The organism is Silvibacterium acidisoli (assembly GCA_022870745.1).
Classification (GTDB): Bacteria; Acidobacteriota; Terriglobia; order Terriglobales; family Acidobacteriaceae; genus Silvibacterium.
This window is the reverse complement of record CP085323.1, coordinates 1,058,669-1,075,854: the sequence shown is the minus strand read 5'-3', so window position 1 is coordinate 1,075,854 and position 17,186 is coordinate 1,058,669. Positions and strand designations below refer to the sequence as shown.

The 17,186-nt window shown below is 58.3% G+C and carries 14 protein-coding genes and 1 tRNA gene; 5 read left to right on the top strand and 10 right to left on the bottom strand.

What is annotated here, in order from left to right:
* Positions 1-81 precede the first annotated feature (81 nt).
* The 4 genes from LJD29_RS04410 to LJD29_RS04395 form a co-directional block, all read right to left on the bottom strand.
* A complete protein-coding gene (locus LJD29_RS04410; protein WP_446744545.1) occupies positions 82-2,676 on the bottom strand; it encodes a lipase family protein in 2,595 nt (864 codons plus the stop codon).
* 8 nt (positions 2,677-2,684) lie between these two features.
* Entirely contained in the window at positions 2,685-3,419 is a 735-nt protein-coding gene (locus tag LJD29_RS04405) for a hypothetical protein (protein ID WP_446744544.1), read from the bottom strand.
* Positions 3,420-3,503: 84 nt separating this feature from the next.
* On the bottom strand, positions 3,504-4,205 hold the full coding sequence (locus LJD29_RS04400; RefSeq protein ID WP_446744543.1) for a hypothetical protein: 702 nt from the start codon (positions 4,203-4,205) through the stop codon (positions 3,504-3,506).
* Between the two features lie 6 nt (positions 4,206-4,211).
* Positions 4,212-4,817 carry a hypothetical protein gene (locus tag LJD29_RS04395; RefSeq protein ID WP_446744542.1) on the bottom strand — a complete coding sequence of 202 codons (606 nt, stop codon included), beginning with the start codon at positions 4,815-4,817 and terminating at the stop codon, positions 4,212-4,214.
* Between the two features lie 927 nt (positions 4,818-5,744).
* On the opposite strand from LJD29_RS04395, the gene LJD29_RS04390 reads away from it, so the two are divergent.
* Both LJD29_RS04390 and LJD29_RS04385 read left to right on the top strand, forming a co-directional pair.
* A complete protein-coding gene (locus tag LJD29_RS04390) occupies positions 5,745-7,643 on the top strand; it encodes a PatA/PatG family cyanobactin maturation protease (protein ID WP_446744541.1) in 1,899 nt (632 codons plus the stop codon).
* Positions 7,644-7,914: 271 nt separating this feature from the next.
* Positions 7,915-8,142 carry a hypothetical protein gene (locus tag LJD29_RS04385; RefSeq protein WP_446744540.1) on the top strand — a complete coding sequence of 76 codons (228 nt, stop codon included), beginning with the start codon at positions 7,915-7,917 and terminating at the stop codon, positions 8,140-8,142.
* A 436-nt stretch (positions 8,143-8,578) separates the two neighbouring features.
* Here LJD29_RS04385 and LJD29_RS04380 read toward each other — a convergent pair.
* The 5 genes from LJD29_RS04380 to LJD29_RS04360 all read right to left on the bottom strand — a co-directional run bounded on the left by LJD29_RS04380 (position 8,579) and on the right by LJD29_RS04360 (position 13,171).
* A tRNA-Leu gene (locus tag LJD29_RS04380) sits at positions 8,579-8,665 on the bottom strand.
* Between the two features lie 89 nt (positions 8,666-8,754).
* The gene (locus LJD29_RS04375; protein ID WP_446744539.1) at positions 8,755-9,018 is read right to left on the bottom strand and encodes a hypothetical protein; all 264 of its coding nucleotides are present in this window, start codon (positions 9,016-9,018) and stop codon (positions 8,755-8,757) included.
* A 70-nt stretch (positions 9,019-9,088) separates the two neighbouring features.
* Positions 9,089-9,610, bottom strand: coding sequence for a MerR family transcriptional regulator (locus LJD29_RS04370; protein WP_446744538.1), 522 nt, complete (start codon positions 9,608-9,610; stop codon positions 9,089-9,091).
* An 85-nt stretch (positions 9,611-9,695) separates the two neighbouring features.
* Complete coding sequence (locus LJD29_RS04365; protein WP_446744537.1) at positions 9,696-10,796, bottom strand: DegT/DnrJ/EryC1/StrS family aminotransferase; 1,101 nt, start codon at positions 10,794-10,796, stop codon at positions 9,696-9,698.
* A 17-nt stretch (positions 10,797-10,813) separates the two neighbouring features.
* Entirely contained in the window at positions 10,814-13,171 is a 2,358-nt protein-coding gene (locus LJD29_RS04360; RefSeq protein ID WP_446744536.1) for a lytic transglycosylase domain-containing protein, read from the bottom strand.
* Positions 13,172-13,503: 332 nt separating this feature from the next.
* On the opposite strand from LJD29_RS04360, the gene LJD29_RS04355 reads away from it, so the two are divergent.
* On the top strand, positions 13,504-14,130 hold the full coding sequence (locus LJD29_RS04355; RefSeq protein ID WP_446744535.1) for a sigma-70 family RNA polymerase sigma factor: 627 nt from the start codon (positions 13,504-13,506) through the stop codon (positions 14,128-14,130).
* Positions 14,127-14,360: an anti-sigma factor family protein gene (locus LJD29_RS04350; RefSeq protein WP_446744534.1), complete on the top strand. Its 234-nt coding sequence runs from the start codon at positions 14,127-14,129 to the stop codon at positions 14,358-14,360. The genes LJD29_RS04355 and LJD29_RS04350 overlap by 4 nt, the downstream gene beginning before the upstream one ends.
* 11 nt (positions 14,361-14,371) lie before the next feature.
* Here LJD29_RS04350 and LJD29_RS04345 read toward each other — a convergent pair whose 3' ends face one another.
* On the bottom strand, positions 14,372-15,631 hold the full coding sequence (locus tag LJD29_RS04345) for a M48 family metallopeptidase (RefSeq protein WP_446744533.1): 1,260 nt from the start codon (positions 15,629-15,631) through the stop codon (positions 14,372-14,374).
* 155 nt (positions 15,632-15,786) lie between these two features.
* Between LJD29_RS04345 and LJD29_RS04340 the strand changes: the two genes are divergently transcribed.
* Positions 15,787-17,160: a nucleotide sugar dehydrogenase gene (locus tag LJD29_RS04340; protein ID WP_446745876.1), complete on the top strand. Its 1,374-nt coding sequence runs from the start codon at positions 15,787-15,789 to the stop codon at positions 17,158-17,160.
* The last annotated feature ends 26 nt before the right edge of the window (positions 17,161-17,186 follow it).

The following is a 17,186-nucleotide window of genomic DNA, read 5'->3' as shown; positions in this document are numbered from 1 at the left end:
GTCCACCTTCGGTTGCGTTTCTCGAAAGAACGCACGCACTGCGATCGCTGCATGGCGTGAAGCTGCTGTTGGTCTACGCTGCTAACCCGGCGAAGACGCTCTTGACGATGTTGAATCCTGTGCCTGTTGAATCATGACGACCTTGCTGTCTGTCCCGGGCGCGCCGGGCTGTCCGGAAGTGCCGGGAGTACCGTTGAGTCCAGGCGGCCCACCATACCCGCCGTTACCGCCTGCGCCACCGGCTCCGCCCGATCCACCTGGAGCAGGAGTCGTATCGATATTGAGGATGGTGCCCGGCTCCATTTCGACGTAAGAGATCGTGACGGTACCGCCTGCCCCGCCGTTACCGCCGAGTCCTCCATTGCCACCGCAGCCGCCACTTCCTCCCGGAGCCATGCGTCCGCCATCGAGCCAGCCACCCGTCCCACCTGCACCACCATTTCCTCCTGCGCCCCCACTACCGCCTGCGCCGCCGTGGCACACGACCGAGATGGTTCCGCTCAAGGTGTGGAAGGAGAATTGTGTATCCGGGCATGCTCCACCATTCGCGCCATATCCGCCGTTGCTGCCTGCGCAACCTGTCCCGCCCGCCATACCCTGGCCGCCAGGCGAGCCGTTTGACCCGGTAAAACCTGGCGCGCCGTTCGTGCCATCGGGTCCGACCACCAGGATGGTCGGAGGTTGTGCGGAACTGCTGTTGGGGACCGCGCGGAGTTCGCCGGCCGCCAGTTTGCAGCCGGTGTTGATCGTGAGTTTTGATCCAGGTCCCATGAGGATCGAACGCGCCGCGACGTGGATCTTTTGCTGGTGCGGAGCTTCGATACGCAACTCATGTCCTGCCTGAATCAGGACGTCCTGCAGGCCAAGGTGCGCAACTCCGTCGCCGTCATATTGTGTTGCGGGCAGCCAGGAGCGGCCTTTGTCCCAGGAGAGAATAATTTGCCCGCGATTCTCGTTGGTGTTGAGGACGCATTTGTGCACGTCACTTTGGTAGGAAAGCTGCGTGGCCTTCAATTTCTGCCGATAACTTTGCTCGGCTCCTGATGCCGACAGTTCCATGGGAACTTTCAGGCTTGAAGATTCGGGATCGAGCAGCGCAGCGTAAACAGCAATGTCGTGGTAGCTGAAGCAATTGCGCGTGTCCGCCAAACCGCCATTCAGCTGGATCGTTGTGCCCGTTGTCCTCAGCGTTGTAGAAAACAGTTTGGGGAAGATGTCTTTGGGCCGCGCGATCTGAAAGCTTTGTGTGGCACAGGCAGCGTTAAACGTAGTCGCGAAGCCTGAATTGCCGACCGGCGGTGCGCCATACGTGTAGAGCGGGCCTACCGTAAGTCCTGGCAGGGGATTCTTTATCAGTGTGTACAGCGCAAGCGAGGCCAGGCATCCACCACCGCAATGACCGGTGAGATAGATGGTTTGCGCCGAGATGCCAACACTGTTGAGCGCATCCCATATCGCCGGCTGCAACTGCTGGAAGAGCGTGAGGTAGCTGTTGAGAACGCCGCTCGGGTTGTCGAACGAAAGGGTTGGATCGCCGAAGATCGAGTTTGTCTCAGCCCACGTGTCCGGGCCGCGAAACGCTACCACCAGCATGCCCGGAGCTGTGAACATCGCAGCCCAGAGGTCGCCGCTGCTGTCTGCGAAACTCTGCACCAGGGAGTAGGGATCCGGCAGGTTCAGAGCATCGGCCGGGTGCTCGTAAAGCGAGTAGACCGCCGAGCACAACAATGTGAAGTTATAGGCAAGATTGACATCGTATCCAGCTGGTGCGGCTGGAACGATGTTGCCTGTATCGACGCCCGGCTGCTGTCCTGGGATCGTAGGCACGGATTCACCGGCTTCGACTGCTTCCGCGGCATTGAGAGAATTTCCGTAGTTGTACCACTCGCGTTCGAGCCAGGGACACACCGGCTCAGGCACCACCGCAGAGAGCCCTTGCGCCTGTCCTGCTGCCGTATAGCCGGCAGAGGCTGGCCCGGAGACCGTCGGGTAAACATCGACAGGATTGTTGCTGCTGGTGCTCAGATTGACGGAATATGCCGCCGGAACGCACTGGTTAAAGCTGCTTGCAAAGGCGGCATCGCCTGCTGCCGGACACGAATACGCATAGCACCCGACGGATGTGATGGGCGAGGTGATTTTCGAGCCACCGGGTGGCGTGTAGCTGTTGCCCGGTTGCAGGTCGAGTGCCGCCAGTTGCGCCAGCGGAGCCGACGGCCCGTATCCTATCGTAACCAACGGCATCACGGTCTTGAATTGCAGGACCGTACTCTTCGTGGTTTGAATCAGCTTCCACAACGATTGACGGAACAGGTTGTACTGCAGGCTGTAGCCGTAGTCGAAGGATGGCGGCGGCTGCGCAGGCATATTGGGATACGTGAACATCAAAGAGGAAAGTACGTGCAAGGAATCGCTGTACTTGGCGAGAAAGCTGGCCCATTGCCAGCCCATCACCGCGACCGCTACTGTCGCCCCCGTAGAAAGCAGTGTTCCAAACCCGACCAGCCCCTGCGCTGTTGCCGTGTATTGCGTGGGCTGCATCACTCCGACCAATTGGAAAGGATCGATGACCGGAGCCTTTCCCATCGGGTAATTCACAACTGTGGCCAGCGAGAACAGTGATGTGGCGTCGAGTGCGCTGAAGGCGGCAGCAGGAGTCGCATTGCTCTGTGTCATCACGCACCTTACGCCTGGTTCTGGTAATAGGTCGTGGAACCGTTATTGCCTGCATTGCCGGCGTTTCCAGGTGCTCCCGTTGCGCCGGGATTACCGCTCTGGGCATAAGTGTCCGGATCGTCTTGATCCACTTTCTCGTTCAGGCCGCCCGCGCCGCCATTGCCCCCCGCGCCGCCATCGCCTCCTGCTCCGCCGGCTCCGCCGATAGAGCCCATGGTCAGGTTCAGAGGAGCCGCAGGTGTGGGACCTCCAACATAGATCGCGCCTCCCAGTGCACCCACGCCACCATTAGCACCCGGACCACCATTGCCGCCGTTGCCACCATTCCCGCCAATGGCTGGATAAGGACAGAAATTGCCTGTTCCAAGACATTGCGGAACCGGATTTTGTCCGGCATTACCGCCCATGCCTCCAGTTCCTCCTGCTCCGCCTGTTCCACCATCGCCGCCATCACCAGATGTGCTCTGGATGTAAAGGTTTCCGTTCAGTTCGGAGTAAGTAAGTCCTAAGTTCGGAGCTGAATAGCCGTCCGTTCCCGCAGAGCCAGTGTTCCCGGAGGTGCCTACGCCACCTGCTCCTCCGTTGCCAGAGCAGGTGCATTTCCATTTCCCCCAGGCGCCGCGCTCGCCTGTGCCATCTTTGCCCGCAGTGCCATTCTGGCCGGCATTTCCGGCTGATCCTGTCTTGCCGGCTATGCCCGCGACTCCATTGGAGACAATTGCTGGATTGATCGAAGCAGACATATGACTCTCCTCGGCAGCGATGCTGTTCTGCCGTTCGCAGAAGCGGTTCAACGGAAAGCAAAGATACCTTCCCGTTGAGCCGGATTAGCCAAGGTTGAAGTTGACCGTGCCAGCGGCACCCGCATTGCCGGTCGTGGTGCCGTTCGCGCCGGGTCCTCCAGACGCACCTTGCTGCCCGTTTGGGTTCCCGGCTCCTCCGGCACCACCGGTGCCGCCTGTCCCGCCCGAGCCGGTTGAGCCTCCGGCGCTTAGAGGCACCTTGGCTACAAGTTGTGCTCCGGACGCGAGGCTGGAATAAGTGACATTGACGATGGCTCCATTGCCGCCGTTCGCGCCACTTCCACCGCTTCCACCCTTGCCGCCTGTGCCGCCGTTACCGCCCGGTGCCTGCGCGCAGTTGCCGTTTGCGGCGCCACCTGAACCTCCTGTGCCTCCGGTCTGCCCCGTGCCGCCGTTGCCGCCATTTCCGCCATTTCCGCCGGAGTTGTAGACGATGAAGGTGCCGCTGATTTCCCCGGCCTGCAGGTTGACGTTCAACGCCGCTCCCCCCGCTCCTCCGTTGGAACCGTCACCACCCGCTGCGCCCTCTGCTCCGGCCGACCCGGCCGTTGCCTGGGTGGCGCATGAGTTCTTGCCGGGGCTGCCTGCGGAGCCGTTGGTGCCAGACCCGCCCGTTCCCGTACCGTTTGTGCCATTTGTGCCTGCCGTGCCTGCAACTCCTACCGTTGAAAGAGCAGGAGTTTCGTCGGCGCCAAGTCCAACCCACAGATTCGCGTGAGTGCTCATAAGTGCTTACCTACCCTCCACGGTAAAAACCTGCGTCTGAATGGACGCATCGCCGATGATTTCGAGATAGCCGCTCGGCTCGATCGTGATGGTGCCGCATACCAGAGATTGCGTCACTTGGTAGGGTCCCGAAACGACCAGATCCTGTGCTGCAGCGACACTGATGGTCATGGGAAAGTTGAGAGCATTGACTGCCTGCACATTTTCAGGAGCGACGCGGGAAGAGTTGCCGAGCATGTAGGAAACCATCGAGGAGTCAACCAGCTTGCGTTCGCTTTCAGTCAGCGCGGCGGCTGCAACTTCCTTCTTGCCGCCGGCGAGCAGGCGGACGCGGTCGGCGGCGAACTTCGCTGGGTAGGGAATATGCGCATCCGAACCGGGCTGCTGGAAGACTTTATCGGGCACCCCGCAAAGCCGCTTGAGTTGCGCCAGATCCTTTACCTGGCAGGTGAAGGTCTTCACCGTGGCGAGTTCCGGGTCATGGTGCATATGCACCTTCCCATCAGCCACGATGGTTGCCGGAACGTCCTTCGGTGAGATACCGAAAGACGCCAGTTGCGTGTTGAACTTCTGCTTTTGTTCCTCGGTAAGGTCGGCAAACTTTTTAGACATGTGTCCTCCATATCCGCCAGACATAGCGGTGTTTATCCTTCCCGGCAGGCGAAGTGCGGAGAAGGACGGATCGCAGCCACCAGGCACGATCTCGCCTACAGGCCTTTGGCAAATACCAGTGAACTGCCAAGAGTTAAATAAGTGTTTGGGTGAAGATAGGAAGTAAGAGTTGAAGCAATAACCCAAACACAATCTCAATGTCGATGATTGAGATTGAATACATCATCTCTGCTTAGCGAATCTCTTCGTACGCTGCGAGAACTGGAGCAGGATTACACGACTTGATTCTATATTGCAAGTAATTTTGAGTTATTTTGCGGAATTCTTCTCAATTTAAAATGCGAAGGCGAGTCGTAAGTTGGGTAGATGACTTACGTGTCGCTTCAAAATGCATAACTGTTGCGGCAATCATGCGTTGCATCCATTATGGGCAACGTTTTTATCTAATTATTCAGCTACCAGGATGTCTTTTGCTATGCGCAAGCGATTGATACGCATTTACTTTTAAGCCGTATTTGTATCTCGGATTTATTGCTCGATGTTGCATTGGTGACGCGATCTGACTTATTGAGGTCTCCGGTCAGAGCGAATGTAGTTCAGGTTCGTTGCGGTATATGGTGGGGTGCTAGCAGATTTTAACTAGACGAATCTTTAAAGTGAGTGCATACTTTCGCCGTCTTTAAAAGTACTCGAAGATCCAGCGCACCATGCAGCGCAAAGATTGGTTCTTACGAGATGCGACTGTAACTGTGGTTTTCCCAGAACAACGTAATGCTTGTGGCAGATCTGCATAAGTCGCTATGTATATAGCGCTTTGTTGCTCGCAGCGAAGTCTGATCCGGCCAATGCATGCCGGGCTTTTGTCTGGCAGCGTGATGAGGAGTGGGGATGCAGTCGACTGCAAGCCATTGCCGAGATCCACGTGAGTTGTCTTTTGTTCTTCCTGGATTGAATGCTCTGTTGGCCTTCACCCAGGGACACCCCGCCATACGCGTCGCGATTCTCGATGGCCCAGCAGATCTTGCGCACCCGGCTTTCGCCGGTGCCAGTCTTCAATACATCGAGACTCAACCGGTCGACCTCAGTGGCACTGCCGCGCGGCATGGAACTCACGTAGCGAGTCTCATCTTTGGCCAGCCTGAAGGCCCTGTCCCTGGTGTGGCGCCTCGCTGCACGGGTTTCCTGATCCCAATCTTTCACCAGGCGATCGACGGATCTTTAATCCCTTGTTCTCAGCTTGATCTGGCGCGTGCCATTCGCGTTGCAATCGATGCCGGCGCAAACCTAATCTCCATCAGCGGAGGGCAGTTCGGTCCCGCCACCAGCGCTGACCGCTATCTGCTTGATGCACTCAAGGACTGTGAAGACGGCAATGTTCTCGTCGTCGCAGCAGCCGGCAATGAGGGTTGTGAGTGCGCAAATGTGCCCGCTGCCATACCATCCGTCCTCGCCGTTGGCGCGCTCAGTGCAAAAGGCGAGCCGATGGCTCTTAGCAACTGGGATCCTGGCTATTGCCATCACGGGATTATTGCTCCCGGAGAATCTATTCCTGGCGCCGTTCCTGGCCCGGATGTTGCCGAGAAGTCCGGAACCAGTTTTGCGAATGCTCTTGTCGCTGGCGTGGCTGCGCTTTTGTTGTCTTTGCAGTTGCAGCGGTCAGGAAAGACCGATGCCCGTGTCGTGCGTAAAGCGCTGATCGAAAGCGCTTCTATTTGCGATCCCGGCAACGCGCTCTCGAAGCGCTGTCTTGCCGGCATCCTCAACGTTGATGGCGCGCTTCAGAAAATTCTTATTGAATCCTCTGCCGAACACTTTCCCGTAACGTCTCGCAGCCAGGAGCTTAACCCTACTGCAGTCCGTGCTGCGTCCCAATCCGATCAACCATCTGCTCAAGGAGAAATTTCTATGCAAGAGCTGGAAATCAGCACGGCGGAAGCCGTGCCATCGGAATCTTTTCCGCCGGCTGTTATTCCGCAGTGTGCCGCCGACACCCAGGTCATACCGGCTGGATGTGGATGCGGTGGTAGCGCATCCGCCGCTCCACGTCTCGTCTACGTTCTGGGCCAGGTTGCATACGACTTCGGCACCGAAGCCCGGCGCGACTCTCTTTTGCAGGCAGGTCTGTCTCAACCTCAGGATGGATCTGCTGTGGTCAGCTTTGTCACCGAACACCCCGAATTTGCTCCAGCGTTCATCTGGATCGTCGTTCAGGATGCTACCCCGATCTATGCGATTCAGCCTGTGGGCGCCTATGCCACTATCGGCTATGAGCGCCTACGTGAATCGCTGCACAGCCAGATCGCTGAAGGAGTCGACGTCGTGTCGATTCCGGGCTATGTCGCTGGCAGTGTAATGCTCTTCAACGGACAGTCTGTCCCCATCATCGCTCCGGAAATTCGCGGCATGTATCACTGGTCAAAGGCCGCACTGGTTCAAGCTGTCACTGCGGAGGTTACGCACGACTCCGGCGCACTGCAGGCCCGCCAGGCCCACATCGGCAATTTCCTCGATCGTGTCTACTACGAGTTGCGAAACCTTGGATCGGCTCCTCATGAACGTGCCATCAACTTCGCGGCAACCAACGCTCACCAGATCGATAAGGTTTTCGAGAATGCGATTGTCTCGTCTCTGACGCTGGATCGGATCGAATACGAGCGCAGCCCGCTTTGTCGTCCTCGCTCCGATTGCTGGGATATCAAGCTTAGTTTCTTCAATCCTTCGCGCCGCTTTGAGCAGGCCAAACAGGTCTACCGCTTCACCGTCGACGTCAGCGATGTCATCCCTGTCACCGTTGGCAAGGTTCGTCACTGGGAGGTATATCAATAGCCTCCTGTTCCTTCGTTGAGCTAATAAAACCCCTCACTCCATCAGGATTGAAAGGAGAAATGCACATCATGAGAATTCCCAACCAGGTTCCACCCATTCCTCGCAGTCTGCTTTCGAGCGATAAGCGCAGCGGGGCAGGCGTCAGGCCATCCGACATGTGCATGTGCTGCGGCCAGAATCGAGAATGCAGATACGGATGCCTCTGTAACTGCAACACCGGCCAGATCTGCCAATCCGAATAACGTATCGCGCAGAAAGACAAGGAGAAACCATGAGACTTCCCCAACAGCAACAGCCCGTCCGCCGCGCCCTCTTCACCGAAAACAATCCGTCTGCCACAGGAGTTACGCCTTCATCCTGCGCGGGCGTTCCCACCAGCATCATCGGTCGCTGCTTTGATCAGAATGGCAATATTCCAGGCAACTGGAATTGTGCCGCATGCTGTGCATTGCGCGGCGCCATCAGTTGGCAGGGAGGCGGTCTGGCCGTAGCCTGCTGACGCTTCGGCTGTTTCGAAGCAGGCCCGAACCCAAGTGTATGAGCGCCAGGCATCGGATATCTTCTTTCCTGAAGAGAGGCGTACGCCTGGCGCTCACACACAGGGAACTTATGCGTACGCGCGACAGAAGGGTTACTCCTGATAAGTCGCGTTCTCGTCAGTAATTGCCAATTAAAGAGAAGTGCCTTTGTTATTCCTCAACAAAGATTCCTCGCTAAAATCCTGCCATTCCTGATTGCGACGGATGCAGCGACTGCCGCGAGGGCTTGAACAGGGCTATATGAGCGCAGCACGTTTTCAGGGAGGTTCCAGCGCAGGATACAGCAATCCATCCCCGCCGATCTGCGGAGCGGATTCCATAAGGAACTCTTGGTCCCCTAATGAAAATGGCCACTCTCACAGGAGTGGTCATCCGGACTTGAATAGTTATTTTCTTTGGTGCCCGGAGGGGGACTTGAACCCCCACGACCTTGCGGTCTGCGGATTTTAAGTCCGCTGCGTCTGCCGATTCCGCCATCCAGGCTCTTTGGCTATCGTAGCTGAAAATGCAGGCGAGCAGAAAGCAGAGGGTCCCATCGAGGACCCTCTGCTTGCTGCTGGTAGGCCGGGCGGTTAATTTGGCTTGCGGTATTCGATCTCGTCTTCGCGTAAATAGTACTCGGCCGAGCAGGTGTCCGACCCGCAGATCATCGCTTCGATTCCCGTGAATTGTGCGCGCGTGATCAAACCGAGTGTGCCGCAACAGGGGCATGCCAGCACCGCCCAGAAAGGATTTTGCGCGCTGCCGAGCGACCCGGCATTTTCAAGTACGAAAAGTGTTCCCGGTTCCATTTGTTCAGGAATCCATTGTTCGAGCGTTTCCAGTTCCGATGACATGCCAAACCTCCTCGTTGCTGCGGATCTTTTATATAGAAGGAAATGGTCTTCCTCCGTTGGCTTGCCTGCGCTACGCGATGCTTCGCTTCTTGATGTGCCTCCCTGTTGTGGCGGGTGAAGTTGTACTGGATGAAGAAATCTTGCCTGTCGGCTCCTCCAGCAGATTTGGCAGCGAAATTGTCAAAGGCTTGACCGTCTCCGCGAGACTTATCAGAAGCATCGGCTGCATCGAGCTCTGCAACAGGTCAAGAACCTGACGGGTATCGGTCTCAAGAAAGACACGCCGGCCGTCGAGGAGCAGGTGATACTGGCTGCGGCCTTCGAGAAGGTCTTCGATGCCGTCCGGTAACTCAGCGCGAAGCATGCGGAGTACTCGGCGTACCTGCGCCAGAGAGACGCCGCGCCGCCGAAGCTGCTCGATAAGAAGAATGTCGACGAGGTTTGAAAGGGAGTAAACGCGAATGCGGCCGGACCGTGCTGGAATTACGATGCGGCGCTCATCCCACCACTGAAGCTGCCGGGCCGAGACGCCGGTCACTTCGAGAACTTCGCGTGTACTGAAGCTGTTTTGCAGCATTCGTTGGCGCTTCAAGTTCCAAACATTCGAGGGAAGGAATGTTTGGGAGTATTCTTCCGCGGCCCGGTCCGCCTGTCAAACAATTCTTTCTATTGGTGGATTACTTCCTGGATTCGGCCAGGGCGCCCTTCACTGCGTTGGCGACCTTCTGAATCTCTCCGGGCTCCAGATAGGGATGCATCGGCAGGCTGATCACCCTCTCCGCGGCACGTTCGGAGTGCGGCAGTGACAGGCCGCCATTTGCCTCGGCAAAAATGGGCTGTTTATGGAGCGGGGCCGGATAGTGCACGGCCGTTGGAATGCCGGCCTGCTGCAGTCGGGCGGCGAGCTGCTCCCGGTCATCCACCTCGATGGTGTACTGTGCCCAGGCGCTGGTGTTGTCCGGGGTCACCTGCGGAACGGGAATTGCCTCGTGCAGGGCGGCGGAGTACTGATCGGCTACTTCGTTGCGGGCGAGCAGTTCGTTGTCGAAGACTTCGAGCTTGGCGAGCAGTACCGCTGCCTGTATGGTGTCGAGCCTGCCGTTGATGCCGATGCTGGTGTGATGGTAGCGGCCCTGCTGCCCATGGTTGCGCAGCTCAAGCATGTATTCGGCAAGAGCGTCGTCGTTGGTGAAGCAGGCGCCGCCGTCTCCATAGCAGCCGAGTGGCTTCGACGGAAAAAAACTCGTACAGCCGATGGTGCTTAGGTTTCCGGAGTGGCGTCCTTTATAAAGCGATCCAAAACTCTGTGCGGCGTCTTCGATGACGGGCAGGTTGTGCTTCGCCGCAATGTCGTTGATCTCATCCATAGCGGCAGGCTGGCCGTAGAGGCTTACCGGCATGATGGCCTTCGTCCGGGGCGTAATGGCCGCCTCGATTGCTGCTGCATCGATGTTGTATGTAACCGGATCGATATCTACGAAGACCGGCTTCGCTCCGATCAGCGCGATCATTTCGCCTGTGGCAAAGAAGGTAAAAGCAGAGGTAATGACCTCATCGCCAGCCTTCACGTTCAGCGCGAGCAGTGCGAGCAGCAACGCGTCGGTGCCGCTGGCGCAGCCGATGCAATACTTCGCGCCGGCTCTCGCGGCGAGCTTTGACTCAAGCTCTTTCACTTCCGGGCCGAGGATGTACTGGCCGTGGTCGAGGACTGCGTGGATGCGCGTGTCGATGGAAGACTTCAGGTGCCGATACTGCGATTTCAGGTCAACAAACTGCATGCATTTATTGTCGCAGGTTACTGGTTCGCCGCGCGCTGCGAGCTGGCCTTGTCGACCTCGCGATAAATCTCCTGGTTGCGGATGATGGCCTGCACGTAGTCGCGGGTTTCGGTGAAGGGGATGGACTCCACGAACTCGTCCATGTCGCGGTAGTTGCCGATGGACTGCCAGTCGGTCACCCGGTTGTCACCCGCGTTGTAGGCTGCGAAGGCATATTCCGGATGGCCGCCGAACTTGTCGAGAGTCTGCCGCAGGTAGCGTGTCCCCAGGCGGATATTCATGATGGGATCGAGGAGCTGATCGGTGCGCAGACCGTGGATGCCTTCCTGCTTCGCCATGCTCTTCCCCACGCTCGGCAGCAACTGCATCAGTCCATAAGCGTTCTTGTTCGAGACTGCCAGGGGATTGAACTCAGACTCCTGCCGGATCAGCGAAGCGACCATGTAAGGGTCGAGGCCGTTCCGCTCGGAGCTTTCCTTGATCTCACCCCAGTAAGGCTGCGGGAAGAGGATGTGCCAGTAGGCAAGCGGCATCGAGTCGACAGGGGCCGAGGTGTAGAAGGGGATCGCCCGCTTCAGAAGACGCACAGCTTTAGCCGTCTCGCCGTAGGAAGAGTAAATTTCGGCCTCGGCAAAGGCACCCCATTCACGGCTGCCGTCGGCGGCGCGAATCTCGGGGGCGATGTATTCGTTCAGGCCTGCATTGGCCAGCAGGCGGGCCTTGACTACGTGAGGATCGTCCTCCGGTACATCGTCGCTCAGCTCGGGGATGCTCTCAGGCTCGAGCGAGTTGAGAGTGGAGAAGCTGGCAGGCGAAACGCTCCCGAGCGCGGTGAGGCGTTGGTCCGCGAGAGCGGCATAGTAATAGTGGCGATAGACGCGGCTGACCGCCTGGTAGTAGGCCGCAGCCATCGCGGGTTTGTGTTCTTCCTGGTCGTAGACGCGGCCGCGCCAGTAGAGGGCTGCGGGAATCTCTTTGCCGCCGCGATAGAACTGGATCTGCTCGTCAAAGAGCCGCGCTGCCTCGGCATACTGCCCCAGGCGATAGTTCAGCCACGCAGCGCGCCAGTGGCTGCTTGGGGAATAGTTCGAGCAGGGGCCGCTGTGCGGCGATTCGCAGGACCGGGGAAAGCGCTTTGCCAGCTCGCCGTAGTACTGGATCGCCGTAGGAAAATCCTTGCGTAGCAGGTACATGTTGCCGCTGGAGTAGAGTGCTTCCGCAAGCCACGGGCTCTCGGGGAAGCGCGACTCCATCTGCTGGACGATAGAACGCTGCGTGTCGCCGTCGTCCTTGTCGCGTGCCAGCTCCATCAGTAGATAGAGTCTTCGCGCGCCGCTCTCAGTGGCTGTGTCGGGCAACAGATCAAGCTCACCCTTGCGCAGACTCTTCAGCTTCCATTCGCAGGCTGCGGCTGCAACCAGGAGGGTATTGCGCGTATCCGCGCTGATCGAAGGATCATTCGCGAGCGAGCGGTATTCTTCCTCGGCATCGCTGTAGCGCTTCGCATCGTAGAGGGAGTCGGCGTGATGACGGCGCTCTTCGGCCGGCAGCGAGTTGATTGTCCCGGAGGATACGAGCTGGGTGCGTGCCTGTGCTGCTTCATTGCTGAGAGGAAAGTTCAGGTAGACGCGCCGGAAGATCTGCTGGGCCTCGGCGCTGCGCCCGGCCATCAATGTAGCCTTGGCGTCGGCGAGCTGGAAATCGGCCTTGTTCGCGATGCTTTCGCTGCGATGCGGAGCCAGGGCGCGAAGCGCCGCCTGGGGATCGCCTTCCTGCAGAAACAGATTTGCCTCAAGCACCGGCACGCTGGCCACGAAGATCGAATCCGGGTGCTTCTGGATGAACTTGTTCAATACATCTTCGGCGTTCGCGAGCTGGTTGCTCTGCAGATACACCTGGGCCGTCAGGTAGTCGGCGTAGTCGTCGAGCGCTTTCCCGACCTCGTTCGCGGACCGCAGTGCCGCAACAGCTTCAGGAAATTTGCGGTCAAGCAAATAAGCATGACCCAGGGCAAGGTACGCAGCCGCAGCCGCTTCGCCGGTATGGGAATGCGCGTAAGCGCTGACGCCGGCGTATGCAGCGGGAGAACGCATGGTCGCCAGTTGCTGGGACATGGGACGAAGCTGGGACGAGGCTACGAATGCCTGCTGCAGTTTTTCGCTGCGTGCACGCTGCGCGGCATTCAGTGGCTTCCGGCTGCGGCGGCGAGCCGCGGCCCGCGACGTGGAACGCGCTGCGTGTCCGCCTCTCTTCGAAGCAGCTCCAGCCTTGCGCGTTGAGGATGCCTTCGTTGCGCTGGACTTGTGCGTCGTCGAGGTCTTTTTGTGGGCAGCCGTCTTGTGGGATTGAGCCCCGGCTCCTGTCGTCAACAGCATTGCCAAAAGTCCGGAGGCAGCAATGCCGGGCAGAAGCCCGCCTCTGCCGTTCCTCCAAAATGCCCCCAGGTTCTTCATTCTTTCGCGCGCTCCTGTCTTTTAATGTAAGGCGAAAAGCCCTGAACATTTGCCGCTTCCGGCACGGTAATGGCAGACTGTTTCCTACTTCGACAAGAGTGGCCCGGGTCGGGCGGGCTCGTCACTGACTCAGGTTATGGCCGCGATCTCAGAAATGATGCAATATCAGTGCTTTGCGCGGGCTGCCACGGCGCATTTAGGATAGAAGAAAGCAAGAGCGCCGTTTCCCGGCGTTTTTTCTGCAACTATCGCCTATGTCAACGATTCAAACAGAAGGCACGGAAGAAGTTCACCCGGACGTACTGCTCGTCAATCAGGCGCGGGCCGGTGATGTAAGTGCATTCGAGAAGCTGGTGCGGCAGTATGACCGCCAGGTTTTCAGAATTGCTCAACACATCACGCAGAACCGCGAGGATGCCGAGGATGTTGTCCAGGATGCATTTCTAAAGGCTTACGAGAAGCTCGAACAGTTCCAGGGGAATTCGAAGTTCTATACCTGGCTGGTTCGAATTGCCGTAAACGAGTCGCTGATGCGCCTGCGCAAGCGGCGCACCGGTCGCATGGTTTCGATTGACGAAGACGTCGAGACTGAAGAAGGCTCCATGCCGCGCGACCTGGCGGACTGGGGACCGGATCCGGAGCAGCAGTACGGGCAGTCCGAGATGGCCGAGATTCTGCGCAAGACGGTGCAGGGCCTGCCGCCGGGTTTCCGAGTAGTATTTGTGCTGCGCGACGTGGAAGGGCTGTCGACAGAAGAAACTGCCGAAACCCTGGGTTTAAGTATTCCAGCGGTAAAGTCGCGCCTGTTGCGGGCTCGGCTACAGTTGCGGGAACGGCTAAACCGTTATTTCCGCGACAGAAACAAGGATGGTGCGAAGTGACTTGCTCGGAGTTTTTAGCGCAACTCGACGATCTGATGGATAACAACGTAACCGTGACGATGCGGGCGGATCTCGAAGCACATCTCAAAGGCTGCGAGCATTGCGTCATCACGCTGAACACTACCCGGAAGACGATCGAGATCTACCGCAAGCACGAGATTTACGAGTTGCCAAATGACCTTCGCGATCGTCTGCAGAAGGCCATTCTGTCCAAATGCCGTAACTGCTAGCTTCGCAACTGCTAGTTTGTTGAGTTCGGGGTGCTGCCACCGGTAGTGCTCGTTCCACTGTCATCCCGCCGGTGCAGTGTAGGCCGATCGTCTGGACTGCTGCCCTGGGTGTTCGGATCGGTTGAGTTCACCCGCCGCAGGGTCGGCTTGTTTCCATTCTTGCCATCGGTGAGTTTGCGCTTGTTCTCAATGCGCGCCAGCCTGGCCTTCACGTCATCGAACTCCGATGTTGTGACCATGTACTCGTCACGCGGCGGCAGGATGCGGGCAATCTCTTCCTGTGAGTGCTCGATGCGGTCGGGTGTCTGAGGATGGTCGGAGAAGACGCGGGCAACCGCTCCCGGCTTGTGCTTCTCAAGATCCTGAATCTTCTCAAAGAACGTAATGAAGGCCTGCGGATCGTATCCCGCGCGGTACATGTACTGGATGCCCAGGTAGTCGGCCTGCGCCTCGAACTCTCGTGAGAATTCCAGGAAGGTGATCGGGATGGCGAGGTTCGAAGCCTCGTAAATACCGTATCCTGCCCAGCCACCGATGAAGATCAACGGGATGCTGCCGATCTGCGCGTAGTTTGCGCGGGTCATCTCACGGGCAGCATGGTGAGCGCAGACGTGCGCCGTCTCGTGGGCCATCACGCCCGCCAGCTCGGCCTCTTCATCGGCCGCTAGAATCAGGCCGGAATTTACATAGAAAAATCCGCCTGGCAGCGCCATGGCGTTGATGACGTCGGTGTCGATCACCTTGATCGTGAACGGCACCTTGCAGTCGGAGTTGCGCACGATGTTCTGGCCGATGCGATTGATGTACTCCGTCACCACCGGATCGGTCACGAACTTCGTGCTCTTCTCGATCTGCATGGCGTACGACTTGCCCATCTTGATCTCAGACTCGGTTGAGTACCAGTTGCCCATGCCGCGTCCGCCGATGTCGCGCGTACCCACGGCGTTTACGTCGTCGATGCTGCCTGCCTTTACCTTCTCCATCGAGTTGGGGTCGCCCGTGTTAGCTTTGTTCGGATCGTCGGTCGATCCCTTTGGCGGAGGAGTGCTCGGAGCAGCGTCGGGCTTTGGCACGGGAACGGTGCCGACCTGCTTATCGTCGGCAGGGTTCTGCTGGTCGGGTGTGGACGAAGGGGCAGGTGTCGAAGCCGGGGTGCTGGGCTGCGCTGGCTGCTGGCTGCTGGACTGGGCCACTGCGGCAGGTGCAACCGCCAGCGTGGCCGCAAGAGCCAACGAAACGCGTACGCGAAAGAGGAAATCGCGGTTTTGCATGGGCTACTCCATAACTCCAGGGCAGAGCGGACGCAACTCTACCAGTTAGACGTAAGTATGCGCCCTTTTGGCAGCGCCTGTCCCTCCTTCTTTGGTGCCAGTCTCCGCGACGTTCTCCATTCCTTTAAAATCAATGAGGAACGGGCGAAATGCCCATGGTTACAGGGAAGAACGAGGTTAGCTGGATGGAGTTGACGCACGCCGCACTGGCAGAAGAACTGAAGCAAAAGATCGAATCGAAGACGGCGCGGATCGGCGTCATCGGAATGGGATATGTCGGTCTGCCGCTGGCGCTGCTCTTCAGTGAACAGCGCTTCCAGGTGACCGGCTTCGATATCGACGCCAAGAAGATCACCACGCTCAATGCGGGTGATTCCTACATTGTGCGTATACCCGGTAGCGAGATTCAGCAGGCACAGCAGCAGGGATTTCGTGCGACGGCTGATTATGCCGAGATCGCCAAAATGGACGTGATCACCATCTGCGTTCCGACCCCGCTGAGCGAATTCCACGAGCCCGACCTCAGCTACATCCAGGACACAGCCCGCGCCATCGCGCCCTACCTGCGCGAAGGCCAGCTGGTCATCCTCGAGAGCACAACCTATCCCGGCACCACCGAGGAAGTGCTGATTCCCATCCTCGAAAGCAATGCCGCAGGTCTGAAGACCGTCCGTAACCCCGCTGACCGCGGCTTCTACGTAGCGTTTTCTCCCGAGCGTGAAGACCCGGGCAACAACACGGTAGCGCGCCGCGATATTCCCAAAGTTGTCGGCGGAGTAGGAGAGCACGCGAAGGAGCTTGCGTGCGCCGTATACGGAACTATCTTCGACCGCACCGTGCCAGTGTCGTCGCCCGCAGCGGCGGAGATGACCAAGCTGCTCGAGAACATCTACCGCTGCGTCAACATCGCGCTGGTTAACGAACTGAAGCAGCTTTGCCAGCGGATGGATATCGACATCTTCGAAGTTATCGATGCGGCGAAGACGAAGCCCTTCGGTTTCCAGGCTTTCTACCCCGGTCCTGGATTGGGCGGCCACTGCATTCCGATCGACCCTTTCTATCTCTCGTGGAAGGCCAAGCAGTTCGACTTCCGCACCCGCTTCATCGAGCTTGCGGGTGAAGTAAACCTGGCGATGCCCTACTACGTGATCGAGCAGACGGCTGCGGGACTCAACGAGCACGGCAAGGCGCTCAATGGGTCGAAAGTGCTGGTGCTGGGAATGTCCTACAAACGCGACGTGGACGACCTGCGCGAGTCGCCCTCGCTGACCATCATCGAACTGCTTCGTCAGCGCAAGGCTGTGGTTTCCTACAACGATCCTTACTTCCCGTATGTAGGCCGTGGACGCCATTACGACCTCGACATGCACCGCGTGCCGCTTGAGAATCTCGACCAGTACGATTGCGTGCTGATCGTGACCGACCACTCCGATTACGACTACCGCGCCATCGTCGACCAGGCCAAGCTGGTTGTCGATACCCGCAATGCGACGAAGGGAATTGTCTCCGACAAGATCGTCCGCTGCTGACACAAGGGTGCCAAACTACCTGAACT